Origin of the sequence: Corynebacterium sp. (genome assembly GCF_030532195.1) — a bacterium.
Classification (GTDB): Bacteria; Actinomycetota; Actinomycetes; order Mycobacteriales; family Mycobacteriaceae; genus Corynebacterium.
Genome location: NZ_JAUNLP010000005.1, coordinates 42851 through 63327, shown reverse-complemented (window position 1 = coordinate 63327; position 20477 = coordinate 42851). Strand labels below are relative to the sequence as shown.

Here is a 20477-nt window from a genome sequence, read left to right as displayed (position 1 = left end):
CGCTACTCCTTCTCGTCCTCCGAGTCGCTGGGCTCTGCGGCACCGGTGCTCTTGGTGGCACCGGTGCGCTTCGGTACAACATCCAGGGTGCCGGCTTCGGAGACCTTGGAAGCGGTCTCCTCGCCCTCGTCCTCGACGTTGCGGTCAATTGCCAGCAGCTCCACGCCGTCGGCGAGATTGACCAGGCGCACGCCCTTAGTGGCACGCGAGGTGGCGCGAATCTCGTTGACGTTGGTGCGGATGATGTCGCCGGCGGAGGTGACAGCGAAGATCTCGTCGTCGTTGTCGACTACGAGCGCACCCATTAGCGGACCACGCTTCGGGTCGTACTTCAGGGTCAGTACACCCATGCCACCGCGGTTCTGGGCGGTGTACTCACTGAGCTTGGTCTTCTTGCCGTAACCGCCGGTAGTGGCGACGAGCAGGCTGTGATCCTCCTCGACCACGACCATGCTGAGCAGCTTGTCATCACCCTTGAAGCGCATGCCCTGAACACCGGCGGTGGCGCGTCCCATCGGGCGCAGTGCGTCATCATCGGCGGTGAAGCGGATGGCCTGGCCGCGTTCGGAGACCAACAGCAGGTCATCATCGGCGGAGCACAGGCGGGCACCAATCAGGGAGTCGCCCTCGCGCAGGTTGATAGCAATCAGGCCGGCGGAGCGTGCGGACTCGTAGTCCTCCAGGCGGGACTTCTTGACCTTGCCCTCGCTGGTAGCCAGCACCAAGTATGGGCTGTCCTGGTAGCTCTGAATCTGCAGCACCTCGGCGATGCGCTCCTCCGGCTGGAATTCCAGCAGGTTGGCGACATGCTGACCGCGGGCGGCGCGAGTTGCCTCCGGCAGCTCGTAGGCCTTCAGGCGGTAGACGCGACCCTTGTTGGTGAAGAACAGGATCCAGTCGTGCGTGGAACAGACAAAGAAGTGGCGGACAATATCGTCCTGCTTCAGATCTGCACCGCGCACGCCCTTGCCACCGCGGCGCTGCGACTTGTAGGCATCGACCTTGGTGCGCTTGGCGTAGCCGGTGGAGGTAATGGTCACCACGACGTTTTCGCGGGCAATGAGATCCTCTTCGGTGACATCGCCTTCGGCGGCCACAATCTGGGTGCGGCGGTCATCACCGAACTTGTCCACGACCTCTGCCAGCTCGTCCTTAACAATGGCACGCTGACGCTCCGGCTTGGCCAGAATGTCCTTCAAGTCAGCAATTTCGAGCTCAATCTCAGCCAACTCGTCGATAATCTTCTGGCGCTCCAGGGCTGCCAGTCGACGCAGCTGCATGGCCAAAATGGCGTCTGCCTGAATCTCGTCGATATCCAGCAGGCCCATCAAGCCCGTACGTGCAGTATCAACGGTTGCACTGCGACGAATAAGCGCAATGACCTCGTCCAACATATCCAGGGCCTTGACCAGGCCACGCAGGATATGGGCACGCTTTTCCTTTTCATCCAGACGGTACTGAGTACGTCGAACAATGACCTCGATCTGGTGGGCCACGTACAGCGTGACCATTTGATCGATACGAAGGGTACGCGGCACGCCATCGACGATGGACAGCATGTTCGCACCGAAGCTGGTCTGCAGCTGGGAGTGCTTGTACAGGTTGTTCAGCACCACGCGCGGTACCGCGTCACGCTTGAGCTTGACGACGATACGCATGCCCCACTTCAAGTCAGATTCGTCATCAATCGAGGCAATGCCCTGCAGGCGACCGTCCTTGACCTGATCGGCAATGTTGGCGATCATACGGTCCGGGTTGACCTGGTACGGCAGCTCGGTGATGACAATCGACTGGCGGTTGCCCTCCTGCTCGATGGAGGTCACACCGCGCATGCGAATTGAACCGCGACCGGTGGTGTAGGCCTCCTTGATGCCCTTATCGCCGACGATCTGGCCGGCCGTTGGGAAGTCCGGGCCCTTGATGCGCTCCATGACCGCATCCAGCGTGGTCTTTTCATCCGCATCCGGGTTATCCAGGCACCAATTAATGGCATCTGCCACTTCGCGCAGGTTATGTGGCGGAATGTTGGTAGCCATACCGACGGCGATACCGCCGGAGCCGTTCATCAGCAGCTGCGGGATGCGCGATGGCAGCACCACAGGCTCAGTCGTACGACCGTCGTAGTTCGGCTGGAAATCCACGGTGTTTTCGCGAATGTCGCGCACCATTTCCATGGCCAATGGCGTCAGACGGGCCTCCGTGTAACGCATAGCTGCGGGGCCATCGTCACCGCGGGAGCCGAAGTTACCCTGACCGTCGACAAGCGGATAGCGCATGGACCACGGCTGCGCCATACGCACCATCGTGTCGTAAATAGCGGTGTCGCCGTGCGGGTGGTAGTTACCCATGGTGTCCGACACCGGCTTTGCGGACTTCACGTAACCGCGCTCCGGGCGGTAGCCGTTGTCGAACATTGCGTAGAGAATGCGGCGGTGCACCGGTTTGAGACCGTCACGGATCTCCGGCAGCGCACGGCCAACAATCACGCTCATCGCGTAGTCGATGTAGCTCGACTGCATCTCTTCATTGATGTCGATCGGGCGAACTTGATGCCCCGATACTCCACTTCCGAAGGATGAGCCGTCGTTGTTGTTATCGTCGCTCAATGACTGCTTCCTTTTCTAAAAAGAGGTTCGCAACCATTCTACAGGCCTTTCACGCCCGCTTTACGACGCAGTGTGCAACTTTTCGATACCATTGTGGTATCACTTCCCCACTATTTCAGCGAAAGTAGCGAAAGGGGCAACACACATGGCCATGACCTTGCGGCTGACAAAAGAGCAAGACACAGCGTTGGCACTGCTAGCCAACATGGAGGGTGTATCCAAACACGAGGCGGTTATTCGCGCAATTGAATCGGCCGCCGCTCGCGCCGTCCAGCAGGGCCAAGCCCGTGAAATTACTGCCAGCGTGATTGATACGGACATGGCGCTACTTCGAAAGTTAAGCGGCACGCGAAGCAACCCGAAGGTCCGCGCATGAGCACTCCGAAAAAGACCTCACACATGCCGAAACACATGCCAAAGGTGCAGTCACTGAGCGAAGCGGCCATTCTTGCAGTAATCGACGAGCTGGTGTCTAACGTGTCCGAATTGACCAACGCTACACTCATTCGGCCGTGGGGCATTGGTGCAATTTCCGCCGCCAGCTCCGGCATTACCGCAGGTCATCGCAATTTTTCTACATTTTCAGCAGCAGCCCGCGCCATCGCTTTTACAACGTTTCACGTGAAACCATTGAATTTCGGCAATGCCACACTGGCGGCAATGTTGGCGCATGTCCTCCTCACCATTAACGGCGAGGAGGTTGACTTTCAGGAAACCGTGGATTTAGTAAGTTCTGAATTTAATCGCGAGACCTAACAAATGGGCTGGTCGGGATACGCTTCCCCGACTCCAACCGACCGGTGTAATAAGCGCGAACACCGTCCTCGCCAGTCAGCTCGAACTCATACCAGCGGTCGCGGACATAGCCTGCAGTTCGGTCCTGCCCATCGACAATCACCAAGCCCGCCTCATGGTCAAGCGTGACTTCCGGCAGGGTCCCCGCCTGCTTGCTAAATACCCGCAGGAATCGGTCGGGGCCACATACAGTCAATTCGCGGTCCAGCAATCCAAGCTTGAGCTCCAAGACCCCACGAACCGTGTGATGTTCAACGCGTTTGCCACTGTAGACCGCGAAGACCGCATCACGCTGACCACTATTAACCAGCACCAACTTGTCACCTTGAAGGTATGCGTGCAGCTGATATGGCGTGGGCAGCGCAGTCGCCTGCCCCTCCTCCTGGTGCGGAAAGTCGCCGGCTGGCTCAGCTTCCCAGCGCTTCACAAACTCCGGTACCGGACCGGGCTGCTCGGGAAGCTGCAATCCATCTGAGGCCGAAAAGTCCAGAGTGGACACCAAGTCACCGCAGATTCGACGACGCCAATCGGTGATATTCGAGCATCCAACACCAGTGACTTGTTCCAAAAAGCGCACCACCGAGGTGTGGTCAAAGACTTCCGACGAGACCAAGCCACCGACTGACCATGGCGAAATAACAGTCATCGGCACGCGGAAGCCAAGCCCCTTCGGCTTGCCCAGGTACCACTCCCCTGGCTCGTTCTTCGGCGGCAGCGGCGGAACGACATGGTCAAAGTAACCGTCGAACTCATCGAAGTTAATAAGGACAACAGTCTTATTCCACACCTCGGGATTAGAGGCCAACGCATCGAGCAACTTGTAGGTAATGTTCGCCGACTGAATAGGAGATGATGCGCCTGGGTGCTCACTCTCCGCGGCCGATGGCACAATCCAGGAGACCTTGGGCAGGTTGCCGGTTTCAACGTCTCGTCGAAAAGCATCGGCGAGTGTGCCCGGATCATGACGATACAGCGCGCGGTCGTAGGCATCCCTTTGCCCCTGCGGCAGCTTCTCAACAGCCGCATTCAGCCGCCCAATCATGTCGCGCTGCTCACCCTCGCCCAGCTTTTGCGCAATCTCGTAGAAACCAGTCAGATCGAGCCCCGGCAGATCCGCATCTTTGATGACCTTGCGGCCGATATCCCTAAACGAGGCAAAGAAGTCCAGATTATTGTCCGTGTAATTATCCCACTCCTGGTAGACGCGCCACGGCACGCCAGCATCCGTCAGCTCCTCGGCGTACGTCCGCCACTTGTAGCCAGAGTGCGTCGGCGAGTACGCGGCATTGCCCACCGCCACTCCCCCGAACGGCTCCGCTTGGGTATCACCGGAGAACAAGTAGTTACGGTTAGGGCTTGTCGACGTAGGCATGGAGGAAAAGTAGCCATCGCAGATTGTGAAGGTCTCTGCGAGCGCGTATTGGAACGCGATGTCCTGGCGGTCATAGCACGCCATCGTGCCCTTGCCCTTGGCTTTGATCCAGCCATTACAGCGTCCACCGTTCAAGGCGAGCTGACCATCCGTCCAACCGTGTGGCAGGCTCGCAATGTATTCCACGGAGAGCTCACCGCGGTTGGCCGCATTGCGAATGAGGTACGGATTGATGCCGTCTTGATTGAAAACACCTGGTAGAGCCGAATTATCGTCGAAACCACGGACGCCGCGCAATGTGCCGAAGTAGTGGTCAAAAGAGCGGTTTTCCTGCATTAAGACAACGACATGCTCAATCTGGTCAAGAGAGCCGGCCGGTCGAGGCTGTGCGAGCGCGTGGCGCAGTGATGGTGGCAGAAGTGTGCTTGCCGCGGTGACCGCGCCCACGCCCGCGGCAGTCTGAAGGAAATGCCGACGAGAAAATTCGGATATTTTTTTAGGTGTTGTTGCCATAACAATCCACGGTAAGAACCGTAGATTACGCCTAAGAAAATTGCGGATTAATTCTTTTCCGGATTAATTTTCCGCAATAAATCGCTCGAACCGATCAACTACAGCCTTCGGCTCACGAGCCCAACGATTGTGACCAAGTCGCTGCTCGATGAACTCATACTGCGCCGCATTCGGCAGCATCCGCATAAGTTCCTGTGCCGAAGCCGCCGGACAATCACGGTCACCACCGCAGTTGAGCAGCAGCGTTGGCGTGGTCGCCTTCTGCATTTCCGCAGCATAATCAATATCGGCATTTTTAGGCCGCAACTGTCCGGTTCGGGCGAATCGCGCCCACTCCACCACATGATTGCGGGCCTGACGCCCATAGCCAGCCACATCAATCTTGCCCGCTGGCCAATAGCCTAAAATCTGCGAGACAATCTCCATCACCGGAGCACCAAAACGCAGTCTTTTGTACTCGTTTCCCGTGAAACATGTGTAATGCGGCGTGCCGGAGCCCACCATCACCGCACCTGCGATATCCGCATCTGGCCTGGCTAAATACAGCGAGGCAATCTGGCCGCCCATGGAATGGCAGAGGAAATACACCGGCAGCTTCGCGGGCTCCCCTACCTTCTCGCCGGAACCGGCTGCCACATGATCAAACTCCTGGCGAGCACGCGACACAGCCATCGGATAGTCCACCGATGCCAAATCGTGGTAACCCCATGTGTGGCTGCGGGTGGCCACCGCAGTCTGGTTGCCCTGGCCACGAAGTTCCGAGGTCAACACACAAAAACCGCGGCGCTGCAGCTCCTGGGCAATAGGTCGGTAATACCGCGCTCCCATGCCAAAACCTGGCCAAATAATGACAATGCCCCGAGGCGAACCTTCGGGATACCGAAGTGCCATCGGGGTCATCGAGCCATCCGGCAATGGTTGCTGCACAATACGGGGCTTAACCGATGGTTCCCCGTCGACCATGACACCTCGAGTATGTTCCATTTCCTAAACATTAATGGCTGTACTCGAGGTTGTCAGTAAAACCGACAAGCCGGAAATTAAACGTGCAATTACACGTCCAGGAAGCGAACATCCTTCGCGTTACGGGTAATAAACGACCGTCGTGAAGCGACGTCATCGCCCATCAAAATGGTGAACAGCTCATCGGCCTTCTGCGCGTCTTCCAGCGTGACCTGGCGCAACACGCGGTGCTCCGGATCCATGGTGGTCTCCCACAGCTCGGAGGCATTCATCTCACCGAGACCCTTGTAGCGCTGGACGCCGTCGTCCTTATTGATTTTGCGGTTGGCAGCCAGGCCCGCCTCCAGCAGCTCATCGCGCTCGGCATCGGAGTAAGCGTAGCCCGGCTCCCCCTTAGCCCACTTCAACTTGTACAGCGGCGGCTGTGCCAAGTACACGTGACCCTCATCAATCAGCGGACGCATGAGACGGAACAGCAAGGTCAGAAGCAGCGTGGCAATGTGCTGACCATCGACGTCGGCATCGGCCATCAGCACAATCTTGTGATAGCGCAGCTTATCGATATCGAATTCATCGTGAATACCGGTGCCCAGCGCGGTAATAATGGCCTGGACCTCGTTATTCTTCAGCGTCTTATCCAAGCGCGCCTTTTCGACGTTCAGAATCTTACCGCGCAGCGGCAGAATGGCCTGGAACAGCGAGTCACGGCCGGACTTCGCAGAACCACCTGCGGAGTCACCCTCCACGATGAACAGTTCGGACTGCTTCGGGTCCTTCGAGCGGCAGTCGGCGAGCTTACCGGGAAGACCGCCAAGATCGGTTGCGGACTTGCGACGCACCAGGTCACGAGCCTTACGCGCAGCCTGGCGGGCATGTGCAGAGGCGATCGCCTTGTTCACAATGGCCTTGGCCTCTGCCGGGTTGGCCTCCAGCCAGTGACCAATGTGCTCATTGGCCATGCGCTGCACAAACGAACGCACCTCAGTGTTGCCCAACTTGGTCTTGGTCTGGCCCTCAAACTGCGGGTCAGCGACCTTCACAGAGATAACGGCAGCCAGACCTTCACGACAGTCCTCGCCGGAGAGGTTGTGTTCCTTCTCCTTCAGCAGGCGGTGCTCGCGGGCATAGCGGTTCATCAGCGAGGTCAGTGCGGAGCGGAAGCCCTCCTCGTGGGTACCGCCCTCGATGGTGTTAATGGTGTTGGCGAAGGTGTGCACCGACTCGGAGTAGCCGGAGTTCCACTGCATCGCAATCTCGACTTCGTGGCCTTCACCTGCGACATCGAAGGAAATGATGGTCGGGTGGATGATGTTCTTCGACTTGTTCAGAGCCTCGACATAGTCGCGCAGACCATTCGGGTAGTGGAAGACCTTGCGGCGTTCCTTCGGCTTGCTGGACTTTTCCGCCTTCTCCTTCTGCTCCTCAGCAGCGTCCTTAGCAGCCTCAGCGGACTCAGTCTCCGCCTGCTCCGCCAGCGCCTCAGCCTCCAGCTCCTCTTCGGAGACGCGCTTATCCACCAGTGTGATGGTCAGGCCCTTGTTCAAAAAGGCCATCTCGCGCAGGCGACGAGCAATGGTGTCGAACTTGAATTCCGTGGTCTCAAAAATCTCCGGATCCGGCCAGAAGCGCTGCGTGGTACCCGAACCACTGGTCTTCTTACCGCGCTGAAGCTCCGCCGGAACTGCGTGGTCAAAGTTCTGGTACCACGTGTAGCCATCACGGATGACCTCGGTTTCCATCCGCGTCGACAGCGCGTTGACCACCGAAATACCGACACCGTGCAGACCACCGGAAACCGCGTAGGACTCGGAGTCGAACTTACCGCCGGCGTGCAGCTGCGTCATAACAACCTGCACCGTTGGCATACCGGACGGGTGCATCTCCACCGGAATACCACGACCGTTATCGCGGACCTGAATGCCGCCGTCTTCCAACAGCGTGACCTCAACGTCGGTGGCATACCCCGCCATGGCCTCATCGACGGAGTTGTCTACAACCTCCCACACCAGGTGGTGCAGACCACGCTCACCGGTCGAGCCAATGTACATACCCGGCCGCTTACGCACGGCCTCGAGACCTTCGAGGATGGTAATCGATGAGGCGTCATATTGATGTTCGGTAGCAGCCACGGTTCGGCGCGTCTCCTATTCTTACTTCTCTTCCCGCGCCACATGCTTGAGCGCGCGAAAAACAGGCCGACGGTTGATGCTTGAAGTACTCAATCTCACGCTAGGTAGCGTGATTTCAACCGTCTGCCGATATTCTCCCCTCACATCTTACCCCACGTAGTCCCCTACTGTGGAGAGACCTCATTGGCTTAAAAGTCCAAATTTCGCAGTTTTTCGCCTACCGCTGACTTTCTGTGGACCATTTACCCGTATGTATCGCGGGGTCCACGGCCCTCAATGTGCAGTCGCCCCTTACGCCAATTCGGTGCCTTCGGGCCCAGCACCTTGATTTCCTCCACAATGCCATCGCCGACGCGCTCAGCAATCGACTTGAGCACCTGCCGCTGCGCCAACCGCAGCTGTGTTGCCCACGCCGTCGACTGACATTCAACAATTAGCGTGCCGTCTTTGAACTCACGCACCTGTGAGTGATCGGCCACAACCTTGCCGACAATCGACTCCCACTCCGTCATAATCACACCGTGCGCAATGTGGAGCTGCCAGCCACGATCGACAATCGCCTTATTCAGCACTGCCCCAATCGGCGCAGGTCGGCGATCATATTTCCGGTAGAGACGAATCCCCGCCTCCTTCAGCAGACTCGGCGGAATCACCGTGCCGGCGCGGTCTCGCACCGTCGCCTGACGTGCACGCTGCTTATCGACGTCCTCGACAATCGACTCTGCCGCTTTTACCGGCAACCGAGCATCAAACCCGGTCCAGCTGCCCTTCTTCCGCGGCGGTCGCTGCAGGTTCGGTAGCTTGTGTCCGCCTTCCTTGGCGGCCTCGCGCATGCGGAAAAAAGTACCGCTGATCAGGTCACTTTCCTCATTCTGCGCGTTCTCGGGCTCCATGCGACCAACCATACCTGTCACGCCTCGTCCAACAGCGAGATCCGGCCCTGCTCAGTTTGTGCCACCGTCACAGTGTGATGAGCCACCGAAGTGTCCTCCACCAGTGCCTGTGGCAGCTCCTCACCCACTGCAGAGGTAATGAGCACCTGTTCGGCCTGATGCGCAATCTCCATGAGGGCTTCTCGACGATGCCGGTCGAGCTCCGCAAAGACGTCGTCAAGCACCAAAATCGGATCCGGACCATCGGCGCGCAACAAAAAGTAGGCGCCAAGGCGCAGAGCGAGTGCAAAGGACCACGTTTCGCCGTGGCTGGCAAAGCCCTTGGCAGGATCGTTGCCGAGAATGAGGCCGAGGTCATCGCGATGTGGTCCGACCAGGCAGGATCCTCGCTCAATTTCGGCGGTGCGACGCTCGGCCATGCGAGTGAGCAACAGTGCCTCGAGCAGTTCGGGCTCGCTGGGCAGGTTTTCTGCGGATTCACCGTCCGGACCGGAGAGCTTCGGAGCATAGGCAATCGAGGCAGGCCGCGAATGCGGCGCAAGCGTGGCATACGCCTGGCTGACATGGTCGGCCAACTCGGCGATGAGATCCATGCGAGCTGCCATTAATGCCGCTCCGACCTGGGCTAATTGTGCATCCCAGGTGTCCAGGGTGGCCATTGCTGCCTGACCATCCGCGGAAGAATAACCACGGCGCAAGGTGCTGGCGGCGGACTTCAGCAGCGCATTTTTCTGACGAAGAATTTTGTCGTACTGAATGCGGATACCGGAAGCAGCGGGACGTCGTAAAGCAAGCAGATCGTCGATATAGCGACGCCGCGCCGCGGGATCCCCCTTAACCAACGTGAGATCCTCGGGCGAGAAGAAGACAGACTTGACGATTCCCAGCAGCTCACGCGGCGATTTCAGACGTGTGCGGTTAATCTGCGCCTGATTTGCGCGGTGCGGATTAATCAGCAGATGCGCCGTCAGCTCGCGCCCATCGTTGACTGCCGTCGCAGAGACGCGTGCCGACGGTGCCCCAGAACGCACCAGCGGCGCATCGGTTGACACACGGTGCGAGCTGAGCGTGGACAGATAGCCGACGGCCTCGACGATATTGGTTTTGCCATAGCCATTTTGCCCGGTAAAGACGGTAATTCCAGGCGTGAACTCGACTTCCAGCTCCGGCCAGGAGCGAAAGTCGCGCAAGGACAAATACCGAATATGCATAGCCCTAAAAGACTAACCCGGCAGGCGCACGGGCATCAGCAGGTAGGTGAAGTCCGTCTCCGGAGTTGGGAACAGGCCGTTGTCGTCGGCATCCGGAACGACCTCCGGTTCCGGGATGAGAATCGCCGGACGCGACGGCTGCGTGAAGCCAAGCAACACACGGTGCGAGCGCACGGAGCTAAGCCCCTCCAGCAGGTACTGCGGGTTGAAGGCGATCAGCAGTGGCTCACCGTAGAAGTTACAGGCCACGGTCTCTTCAGCGTGACCGACCTCGTCGCCGTGAGCAGACAGGACAACCTGGCCGTCAGAGAAATCCATCCGAATCTGCGCGCCGTGATCGGCCATCAGAGAAACACGACGAATTGCATCCTGCAGCTGATCCACACGAGCAACTGCCATGGAGGAGTGCTGCTTGGGCAGCAGCGGACGGAACTTCGGGAACTCCGCATCAAGCAGACGCGTGGTGGTACGACGCGGGCTGGCCAAAATTGCCAGCAGCCCCTCGGAGCCGACCTCACGGCCATCGGTGCCGTCACCAAAAGCCAAGGTCACAGGCTCAGACGAGCTAGTGTCCAGGGTGCGGGCAGTCTCCGCGAAAGTCTTGGCCGGGATAAGCAGCTTGGTCTCGCCCTCTGGAACCTGCTCCCACTCGAAGTTGCGAACAGCCAGGCAGAAACGATCGGTGGCGGCCAGAGTGACCTCATTGCCCTCGGTCTCCATACGGATACCGGTCAGCATCGGCAGCGACTCATCCTTGCCTGCGGCCACAGCAACCTGGCTAATGGCCTCAGCCAACAGTGCGGCGTCGACGGTGCCGGTGGCAGCCGGAGCCTCTGGCAGCTGCGGGTAATCCTCCAGTGTCAGGCTCGGCAGCTCAAAACGGGAGGAACCACAGCGAACGATGACCTTCGTGCCATCGAAGTGAAGCTCTACCTGCTTATTAGGAAGCTTGGAAACGATGTCGGAGACCAACTTGCCGTTGACAGCGAAGCGACCAGGTTCATCAACCTCAGCGCTAATGCGAATCTGAGTGGAGACCTCATAGTCATAACCAGCCAGCTGTAGACCATTGTCATCTGCGAGGAAAATCATGCCTCGAAGAATTGGCTGAGTAGGACGAGCCGGCAGGTTGCGAGCAACCCAGCTCACCGCACCCGCGAGATCGTCCTTGGCCGCGCGAATACGGACTTCGGTCTGCTCCATCGTTCCTCCACCAACGGTCAATTACTGAAAGTACCTGCAATAAGTACTTGCAATCTGAAACTACAAAGATTCCATCGTACAACTCTACTGCAGAGAACTGGACGCTCGCTGCTCCACCTAGAAATTGCTTACTAAGTGTCCGTCTTACTGCCTTAAGTACTCCCGTAATTACAAAACTGATTTTTTCATTGCTGTCGCGCCTATCGGCGCTCTAGCAACGTTTTTCGGGCAGTTGTACGCAGGACCCCTTTTATCTAAAAGTTTCTAGAGATTTTTAAAGTCGGGAGTAGTAATAGGGGGTGTGCACATTGTGAAATTACATGATTGGCGCTGGTCGCCGCGGGTTTCGAGCTGTGGATAACTAGTGCGTCTAACTGTGGATAACTATCGCCATCTGTGGATAAATTTTCGGACTCCCTGGCTATCCACATTTTTTGTTAGTTATCCACAGCTCTGTGCACGGAAAAACGCCAGTTAATCACAAGTTTTCCGCCTCCCGGTGGCACAGGGCTAGTTGGTGCCGCGGGCGCGGTCTCTAATCCGCGTAGTCAGGTCGTTGACCTGGTCCTTTGATGGCTTCTTTTCCTGGATTTCCTTCATAATTTTGCGTTCAGCGTGCAGAACCGTTGAATGGTCACGATTGCCGAACTCCCGACCAATCGATGGCAGCGACAGCTCAGTGAAGGAACGAGTCAGGTACATCGCAATCTGGCGAGCATGAGCCACCGGACGCGTCTTACCCGGACCGACCAAATCGGCCACGGTGAGATCGAAGTAGTCCGCAGTCGTCGAAATGATGATTTCCGGAGTAATTTGCACCTCAATTTCGTCTGCACCAAGGATTTCCTGGGCAAACTTCAAGGTCACGGGCTCATTGATCATGGAAGCGTGGGCGCTGATCTGCAGCAGACGCCCCTCGAGCTCACGAATGGATGATGAGGTGTTCTCCGCGATGTACTGCAGAACGTCGTGCGGCACGACCAAATCAGACAGCTGTGCCTTCTTCGACAAAATTGCAATACGCGTTTCCAAATCCGGGTACTGCAGGTCAGGATTCAGGCCCCACTGGAAGCGAGTGCGCAGACGATCTTCCAGGGTTTTTAGCTCCCGCGGAGGACGGTCCGACGACAGCACAATCTGGTGATTGGACTGGTGGAGAGCGTTAAACGTGTGGAAGAACTCTTCCTGCGTACCTTCCTTGCCCTCCAAGAACTGGATGTCATCAATGATGAGCATGTCCAAATCGCGGTAGCGACGCTTGAAGGATTCCTGGGCGTCGTCACGCACGGAATTAATGAAGTCGTTGGTGAACTCTTCCGAAGAGACGTAGCGAACCCGCAGGTTAGGGTACAAATGCTTCGCGTAGTGGCCAATGCCGTGGAGCAGGTGTGTCTTACCCAGGCCCGAGCCGCCGGAGATAAACAGCGGGTTGTACGTACGTCCCGGTGACTCTGCCACAGCTACGGCAGCGGCAGCGGCGAACTTGTTCTGCGGACCAATAACGAAGGTCTCGAAGGTGTAGTTCGGGTTGAGCGTCGGCTCCTCGAAAGGCTTGCTCATCTCGTCCAGGGTGTCATGATTATCCGAGCGAAATGGGCTGGCCACCTGGCGCTGATCCGCAATGGTCAAAGGCTTATCGGCAGCGGAATGTGCCAGGCCTTGAGCCATGGAATCAACTGGGGTGTGTGCACCGCGATGTGGCGATGTGCCTTGTGCCGAATGAGCCCCCGACTGCTGTGAACTGCCTTGACCTGCCTGTTCGGTATGTCCGAAATCAGCGGGGCTGGCATTGGGGAAAGGATAGCTGCGGCCACCGGTCTGCGGCTGATGCACCTGATGACTCTGCTGAGAGCGCGAAACCGGGGCCGGCGATGGGGATGGGGACTGAGCCTGCTGCTGGGACTGCGGCTGCGGTGAGGAAGCGGAATGCGACTGTGGTTGCGATTGCTGTGCCTGGTTGTCCTCAGCCTCGTCGGCGGGATCGGCAACTGTAATAACAGTTTCCAACTCCTCGCCCGTAAGAGAGGTCAACACCGCCTCAATTGTGGTCTTGAGCTCCTCTTTTACAAGTGCCTGGACCACTGGTGACTGAGTGCTGAGCAGGAAAAATCCCGGAAAGTCTCCCGTGTGCGTAACCGAACGCAACAGCGCCTTGTGGGGCGGCCGGAGTGGCGCAATGCCCAACTCCGGCGCGCCCTCTGGCGAGGTCAGGATGGAAACTACCTGCTCCCAGAGTCCGCCTGGCAATTCTGGTTGTTCGCTCACTGTGTGGATGTCCTCTTACAAATCAATTCGATGTCAAACTTATCTGTGCAGCATGCCCTGTGGAGCGGTTTTTGCATGGCGAGAGGTGCCACGTATTCCCATTTGGGGGCTATTTTTTGTAATTTGTCCTGTGGGTGATTTCTGCACAAGCGCGTATAGGCCTCATGCAGGGCTTCCACATGTTTGTCCACACCTGTGGATAAACTTTGCTGCTAATTGATTAACAGCTTATCCACAGTTTGCCCACAATGAAAAACACTCCCCTAGACTGCGTTTACCTAGGTAAATGTCCTGTTTTCCCAGTTCGCTGTTATGCAAGGGGAGAGAGTTATCCACAGCTCAGGGGTAAAACGGCCTGTGAAATGCAGTGCACAAGTATCTGTTTCCACAGGTCACACCGCGTAGCGAGAAATTTCTGGAAAATATTTAATCCCAGATGAATTCGGCGTGTTGATTTGAATTTCCAGCGGGATTCGACGTACCCTATCTGGGTGTTTCATATCCATTGAGATATGAGTCCGAGCGCATCAGTCTTCGTCGTTCATGTCCCCCATGAGACAGGACAGATAAGGCTTGGACCCGACAGGACGCTTTTAGTCTTTAATCTGTCGGCAAAGTAATTTTTCCGTGCATCACGGGAATGCGACTGGCCCACCGCCGCGCACGCGTTCGCAGTGAACGTCGTCAAGCAAAAGCGGTGTGCTGTGCGCAGGCTCGTGGTCGTTTGAGTTTCAAGGAGTGTCAACCGTGTCGAAGCGGACGTTCCAGCCGAATAACCGCCGTCGTGCACGCGTGCACGGCTTCCGTACCCGTATGCGTACCCGTTCCGGTCGCGCCGTTGTGGCAGCTCGCCGCAGCAAGGGCCGTGCCCGCCTGTCCGCTTAAGTTTAAGGACACCGATTTCGGTGCTCCCTCAGAGCAAGAAGCTACGTTCGTCGCGGGACTTTACGGTCACCGTGCGACGTGGACGCCGAATCGGACGCAAGACTGTCGTCTTGCATATTCGTGATACCGCCACTTCAGGCGGTGAAAACAAGACCGATACGCAGATTGCCAGGTTTGGTGGTCCGCGTATCGGTCTTGTCGTATCTAAAGCTGTGGGTAACGCCGTGACTCGACACGCGGTTTCCCGAAAGTTGCGCCATATCATGGCCGACGCTGTCGAGGATTACCCGTCCACATTGGACATCGTCGTGCGCGCGCTGCCCGCATCTGCCACAGCCACCAGCCAGGAGCTGTCCCAGGATGTGCAATCAGCACTCGCCAAATACCGACGCAGCAAGTAATTCGCTTGACGACGGCCCCCTCGCCCACGGCCCCGTAGCACGTGCGGCCGAGCGGGCGATTCTTTTTTATCGCCGACGAATTTCCTCTTTGAAACCAACGAGCACATGTCGTTTTGAGCCGACGTGCTCCGCTTATGGTTTGGAAGCTGTCCGTAGATTTGGGGCAGCTCGTGGCCTGTGGCTGGCAACTTTACGTATCTTCCGTTGCGCACCCTGGCACCCCGGTGGGTGGGATCCAGTTCCTCAGGAATTCCCCGGCCTGGGTTCGTGGTGGAAGCGAATGCACAGGTAACCTCTTATAAGGCTTAGCCTTTGTGAGAGGGCTATGTAGACGAAGGCGCTTGTGCGCAGTCCCCTATAGAACGGAGTGATCCTAGACCGTGCTGAATTTTGTGTATTGGCCGATTTCGGCCATCCTGTGGTTGTGGCATAAAGCCGCAGGATTATTTTTAGATCCCTCCTCGGGTATCTCCTGGGCACTAGCCATCATCCTGCTGGTGGTGACCATTCGTATCCTGCTGTTCAAGCCGATGCTGAACCAGCAGCGCTCGGCTATCAAGATGCAGCAGCTTGCTCCCGAGATGCAGGCCATCAAGGAGAAGTACAAGAACGACCAGCAGGCACAGGCATTGGCCATGCGCCAGCTGCAGAAGGAAATGGGCGTCAACCCGCTCGGTGGCTGTTTGCCGATTCTGGTGCAGATGCCTGTCTTCATTGGTCTGTTCCACGTTTTGCGTTCGTTTAACCGCACAGGTACCTCAGGCAATGCGCTCGGTATGTCGGTGGAGCAGAACTGGAACACCCCGAACTACATCTTCGATGTCGATGATGTTCGTTCCTTCCTGCTGGCTCGTGTCTTCAACGCTCCCCTGTCTGGTTCCGTTGGTATGGGCACAGATCAGTACGCAGCCTTTACGGAGCCGGGAACGGCTGCCGACTTCACGCGTACTGACATTATGGTTGTGGCCATTCCGCTGATTATCATCTCGGCACTGGCTACGCACTTCAACGCTCGTATGTCCGTTGAGCGCACTCGTGCTCGTCAGGAAGCTGGTCTGGTTAAGCGCCAGGAAGGCCCGATGGGTCAGCAGATGGACATGATGAACAAGATGATGCTCTGGTTCTTCCCAGTGATGATTCTTGTCACCGGTGCTTACTGGCACATCGGTCTGTTGGTCTACATGGTGACTAACAACATCTGGACCTACTTCCAGCAGCGCTACATCTTCGGCAAGCTGGACGAGGAAGAGAAGGAAGCTGTCGCTGCGAAGAAGGCAGCTAAGCGCGAGGCTCAGGAGAAGCTCGCTCCGAAGGTTGGCCAGAAGCCGATTAACCCGAAGAAGGGCGGCAAGCGCCAGCAGGCTCAGCAGGCACAGAAGGCTAGCAACCAGAACACCGCAAGCCACCTTCCAAGCAGTAATTCCGCGAAGGGGACGCAGGGACCGGCCTCGAAGCCGGCACCAGGTCAGAAACCGGCTAACAATAAAAACCGGAAGCGGAAAAAGAAGAAGTAGCTATCTAGCACCGTTCTTCGTCTACAGAATTGCATAGCTAAGGAGCCTCACACTGTTGGGTGTGAGGCTCCTTTTTTTATTGCACTTTTTCTTTCGCCGTCGCTGCCGCGATCGTGTCACGGTTGGGAGCGTCTTCGGGGGCCTCGTCGGTAGGCGTTGTCCGTCGCGGCGACTCCTAAGTGGTGTTGCTTTCCAAGGCATTTCTGGCGCTGCACGTTTAAGCTACGAACTACAAGTGTGTGATTACGGCGCTGTGGTTAGTGTTTGTGCTCTTGCTTAGTGCTTCCAGCTATTTTCGCCAGCATCAAGGGTTTTTCAAGCGATGTTTCACGTGAAACATCGCTATTGGCGTGCCGTACACTGGTTGCTAATGGCTTGTTCATGAGCGGCCATAGCTGTGGAGTCTGAGATTGCGGCCGAGTTTGTTCGTTCGCATTCTCCCCTCCCTCCCCCATTCCGCCGCTACGGGTTAAAAACAATTTGATGAGAAAGGTTGGCAATTCAGTTGAGTACCGATTCTGAGAACGTCGAGAAGCGTAAGGCCGAAAACCATAAAAATGCGGCGGGCGTTGACGGAGCCTCGACCACTGTAGAGGGCGCAGAACTCAGCGCTGTCATTAATAAGGTGTTCGGCGAGAACGCGGATCTCGCTCGCCGGTATCACACGTGGCTGGCGGGGCAGGCTACGGTGCGTGGACTGATTGGTCCACGTGAAACACCGAAACTTTGGGAGCGCCACATTATTAATTCTGCGGTAGTCGGTGAAGCTATTAATGAAGGCGTCACTGTGGCCGATATTGGTTCGGGTGCCGGCCTGCCAGGTATTCCACTGGCTTTGGCGCGTCCTGACCTTAAAGTCATCTTGGTGGAGCCGCTGCTGCGTCGTACGACGTTCCTCGATGAAGTGGTTGAGGATCTAGAGCTGTCGAACGTGACGGTAATTCGTGGTCGTGCTGAAGATAAGAATGTCAGGCAACAAGTCGGCCAGATTGATGTGGTCACTTCTCGTGCAGTCGCGCCCCTTGGGAAGCTAGCTGGTTGGTCTCTCCCGCTAGTGAAGTCTGGTGGCGCAATGGTGGCGTTGAAGGGCAGCTCAGCTCAGGAAGAAATTGATCGCGACGCCAAGCTAATTACTAAGGCGAAGGGTGTGAATCCGCACGTCGTTGAAGTTGGTGCTTCGGTTCTGAATACACCGACGTTCGCAGTCATTATTCAGAAGAAGTAGCGGCATTTTGCGCGCCGGCTGTTGATTGCGATGTCTGTGTGGATAAGGTGTCGGTGGGTATTGAGCAGCGTGATACGAAACGACTAGAGTGTTGTAAGTAGCGCGTTTTGCGAACCTACTTCGCATTCATCACATGTTTCACGTGAAACAATCGCGTAATCGTCAGAACTGACGTCGTTGATTTTGCAGATTATTACTGAGAATTGATTTGCACTCCACCCGCTGTCTCTTGGTGAGTGGTGTGCTTGTAAGGGGATTATTTAATGAGCCGGAAATCCTGGCAGGATACGCCCATCGCTGCAGCCGCTCAGCGCGCAGCGCAGGTTAAGACGCCGAACCGTCTGTCGCTCCCCCGCCCAGAGCGGCCTCGCAGGATTACTATTGCCAACCAGAAGGGCGGCGTCGGAAAGACCACCTCGGCCGTTAATATCGCATCGGCGCTTGCACGTCATGGTTTGAAGGTCTTGGTTATCGACAACGACCCACAGGGCAATGCTTCCACCGCCCTTGGAATTGAGCACGTCTCTGGAACACCGTCGACTTATGAACTTCTCATTGGCGAGATGAATATTGATGATGTCATTCAGAAGTCCCCAGAGTCGGAGAATCTCTACTGCGTGCCCGCTACTCTCGATCTCGCGGGTTCGGAAATTGAGCTGGTATCCCTGTTGAACCGAGAGCGTCGACTACTTGATGCGATTCCGGATAATTACCTTGAGGACAACGGCTTCGATTTCCTCATCATCGACTGTCCGCCGTCTCTTGGTCTGTTGACGCTGAATTCTATGACTGCAGCGAATGAGGTCCTCATTCCGATTCAGTGCGAGTTTTACGCTCTTGAGGGCGTGACTCAGTTGATGAACAACATCCAAATGATTCGCCAGCACCTCAATCCGAATCTTCACATTTCGGCAGTGTTGCTGACGATGTTCGACGGCCGCACGAAGTTGTCTGAGGAAGTCGCAAATGAGGTCCGCGGATACTTTGGCGATGTTGTTCTTCGGAATCTGATCCCACGATCTGTAAAGGTCTCGGAGGCTCCGGGATTCGGGCAGACAGTTATTTCCTACGATCCTGGTTCACGTGGTGCCGTCGCCTATTTGGACGCTGCTAAGGAGCTTGCCACCCGTGGCGATTACCCGGCAGTCCCAGGCGGCAGTGCCATCGGCCGGAAACCTGACCACTCCCCTACCCCATCCAATTCGACAAAAAACTCGACCAACTAGGAGTAGCTAGCAATGTCCAATCAGAAGAAGGAGAATCGTCGTGGCGGATTGGGCCGTGGGTTGGCTGCTCTGATTCCGACTGCTCCGGCTGAGAGCCCGTCGGTTGGCGACAGCGCTGCCGACATTATTTTTGGTCCGCGGAAGGGGCAAGGTTCGAATACCGCTTCTTCGGGGCGAGCTCGCCAGAGCCATGACGGCACTAACGCGGAATCGGCATCGTCGCCAGATTTGTCCCAGAATCCGTTGTTGCGTCGAAATTCTGCTCAGAAAGCGACGCGCAGTGATGAGGGCCATAAGCGTCACAGTGACGATAACGTTGCCACGCCGGTCGAAGTTGCAGAAGTCGAAGATGTTTCACGTGAAACAACTACGTCCAATGAAGTTGATTTGCCGGCGCCGGAGGATATCGGGGCGACCTATCGTGAACTCGATCTGACGCTTCTGACCCCGAACCCGAAGCAGCCACGTGAGGTCTTCGATGAAGAACCTCTCAACGAACTCGCGCATTCCATTCGAGAATTCGGCCTTCTTCAGCCGATTGTGGTTCGCCCGATTACGGAGAACAATCGCGAGGCGGCGCTCGACGCCGCGCGGAAGGAAGATCCGAACGCGCCTCAGCCTGAATATGAAATCATCATGGGTGAGCGCCGCTGGCGTGCATCGCAGCGCGCCGGCGTAGATACGATTCCGTCGATTGTTCGTGAAACGTCAAACCAGGACATGCTTCGCGATGCCCTCCTGGAGAACATTCATCGTGTCCAGTTGAACCCACTGGAAGAGGCCGCCGCCTATCAGCAGCTGCTGGAAGAGTTCAACGTGACTCAGGCGGAACTCGCGGATCGCATTGGTCGCTCTCGCCCAGTCATCACAAATATGATCCGTCTTCTTCAGCTGCCGGTTGAGGTTCAGCGTCGAGTTGCCGTCGGTGTGCTGTCAGCGGGCCATGCTCGCGCACTGCTGGGAATTAAGTCCGGCAAGGAAGATCAGCAAAAGCTCGCGGAACGCATTGTCGCTGAGGGACTGTCGGTGCGAGCTACCGAGGAAGCGGTCACGTTGCTCAACGCCGGAGAAAAGCCGAAGCAGCAGCGCCGCGAACCAACGCCACAGCCAGAAGTTTTGCACGACTGGGCTGACCGTCTTTCCAACTCCTTTGACACTAAGGTCACCGCGCAGATGGGCAAGCGTAAGGGCAAGATTGTCATCGAGTTCGGAAACCTGGAAGACTTCGACCGCATCATGTCGCTGATGCACCTCGAGGAAGACTAAGCGATTCACC

General features: G+C 56.9%; 17 protein-coding genes. 9 read left to right on the top strand and 8 right to left on the bottom strand.

The genetic code is table 11. The annotated features are described in order from the left end of the window. Positions 1-2 precede the first annotated feature (2 nt). Positions 3-2606: a DNA gyrase subunit A gene (gene gyrA / locus Q4E11_RS06705; protein WP_303164668.1), complete on the bottom strand. Its 2604-nt coding sequence runs from the start codon at positions 2604-2606 to the stop codon at positions 3-5. Between the two features lie 145 nt (positions 2607-2751). On the opposite strand from gyrA, the gene Q4E11_RS06700 reads away from it, so the two are divergent. Beyond that, on the top strand, positions 2752-2982 hold the full coding sequence (locus Q4E11_RS06700) for a CopG family transcriptional regulator (RefSeq protein WP_303164666.1): 231 nt from the start codon (positions 2752-2754) through the stop codon (positions 2980-2982). Beyond that, a complete protein-coding gene (locus tag Q4E11_RS06695; protein ID WP_303164665.1) occupies positions 2979-3362 on the top strand; it encodes a hypothetical protein in 384 nt (127 codons plus the stop codon). Before Q4E11_RS06700 ends, Q4E11_RS06695 begins: the two co-directional genes overlap by 4 nt. Here the strand turns inward: Q4E11_RS06695 and Q4E11_RS06690 are convergent. From Q4E11_RS06690 to dnaA, 7 genes are all read right to left on the bottom strand, one after another. Then, a complete protein-coding gene (locus Q4E11_RS06690; RefSeq protein ID WP_303164664.1) occupies positions 3346-5286 on the bottom strand; it encodes an alkaline phosphatase family protein in 1941 nt (646 codons plus the stop codon). The two genes, Q4E11_RS06695 and Q4E11_RS06690, sit on opposite strands and share 17 nt — an antisense overlap. A gap of 63 nt (positions 5287-5349) precedes the next feature. Beyond that, positions 5350-6270, bottom strand: coding sequence for an alpha/beta fold hydrolase (locus Q4E11_RS06685; protein ID WP_303164663.1), 921 nt, complete (start codon positions 6268-6270; stop codon positions 5350-5352). A 68-nt stretch (positions 6271-6338) separates the two neighbouring features. Then, entirely contained in the window at positions 6339-8378 is a 2040-nt protein-coding gene (gyrB, locus tag Q4E11_RS06680; protein ID WP_303164662.1) for a DNA topoisomerase (ATP-hydrolyzing) subunit B, read from the bottom strand. Positions 8379-8620: 242 nt separating this feature from the next. Then, positions 8621-9271, bottom strand: coding sequence for a DUF721 domain-containing protein (locus tag Q4E11_RS06675; RefSeq protein WP_303164661.1), 651 nt, complete (start codon positions 9269-9271; stop codon positions 8621-8623). Between the two features lie 17 nt (positions 9272-9288). Then, complete coding sequence (recF, locus tag Q4E11_RS06670) at positions 9289-10482, bottom strand: DNA replication/repair protein RecF (protein WP_303164659.1); 1194 nt, start codon at positions 10480-10482, stop codon at positions 9289-9291. A gap of 12 nt (positions 10483-10494) precedes the next feature. Beyond that, a complete protein-coding gene (dnaN, locus tag Q4E11_RS06665) occupies positions 10495-11685 on the bottom strand; it encodes a DNA polymerase III subunit beta (RefSeq protein WP_303164657.1) in 1191 nt (396 codons plus the stop codon). 510 nt (positions 11686-12195) lie between these two features. Continuing rightward, positions 12196-13950, bottom strand: coding sequence for a chromosomal replication initiator protein DnaA (gene dnaA / locus Q4E11_RS06660; protein WP_303164656.1), 1755 nt, complete (start codon positions 13948-13950; stop codon positions 12196-12198). Between the two features lie 747 nt (positions 13951-14697). Here dnaA and rpmH point away from each other — a divergent pair. The 7 genes from rpmH (at position 14698) to Q4E11_RS06625 (ending at position 20467) form a co-directional block, all read left to right on the top strand. Then, positions 14698-14835 (top strand): 50S ribosomal protein L34, encoded by a 138-nt coding sequence (rpmH, locus tag Q4E11_RS06655; RefSeq protein WP_005511646.1) that lies wholly within the window; start codon positions 14698-14700, stop codon positions 14833-14835. Between the two features lie 20 nt (positions 14836-14855). Beyond that, positions 14856-15236, top strand: a complete 381-nt coding sequence (rnpA, locus tag Q4E11_RS06650) for a ribonuclease P protein component (RefSeq protein WP_303164650.1) — start codon at positions 14856-14858, stop codon at positions 15234-15236. Beyond that, a complete protein-coding gene (gene yidD, locus Q4E11_RS06645) occupies positions 15196-15528 on the top strand; it encodes a membrane protein insertion efficiency factor YidD (protein ID WP_303164648.1) in 333 nt (110 codons plus the stop codon). The genes rnpA and yidD overlap by 41 nt, the downstream gene beginning before the upstream one ends. Before the next feature lie 88 nt (positions 15529-15616). Further along, the gene (gene yidC, locus Q4E11_RS06640) at positions 15617-16750 is read left to right on the top strand and encodes a membrane protein insertase YidC (protein ID WP_303164647.1); all 1134 of its coding nucleotides are present in this window, start codon (positions 15617-15619) and stop codon (positions 16748-16750) included. Between the two features lie 616 nt (positions 16751-17366). Continuing rightward, positions 17367-17975, top strand: a complete 609-nt coding sequence (gene rsmG, locus Q4E11_RS06635; protein ID WP_303164828.1) for a 16S rRNA (guanine(527)-N(7))-methyltransferase RsmG — start codon at positions 17367-17369, stop codon at positions 17973-17975. A gap of 263 nt (positions 17976-18238) precedes the next feature. Next, positions 18239-19201 (top strand): ParA family protein, encoded by a 963-nt coding sequence (locus Q4E11_RS06630; protein ID WP_303164644.1) that lies wholly within the window; start codon positions 18239-18241, stop codon positions 19199-19201. A 12-nt stretch (positions 19202-19213) separates the two neighbouring features. Next, entirely contained in the window at positions 19214-20467 is a 1254-nt protein-coding gene (locus Q4E11_RS06625) for a ParB/RepB/Spo0J family partition protein (RefSeq protein WP_303164642.1), read from the top strand. Positions 20468-20477 lie beyond the last annotated feature (10 nt).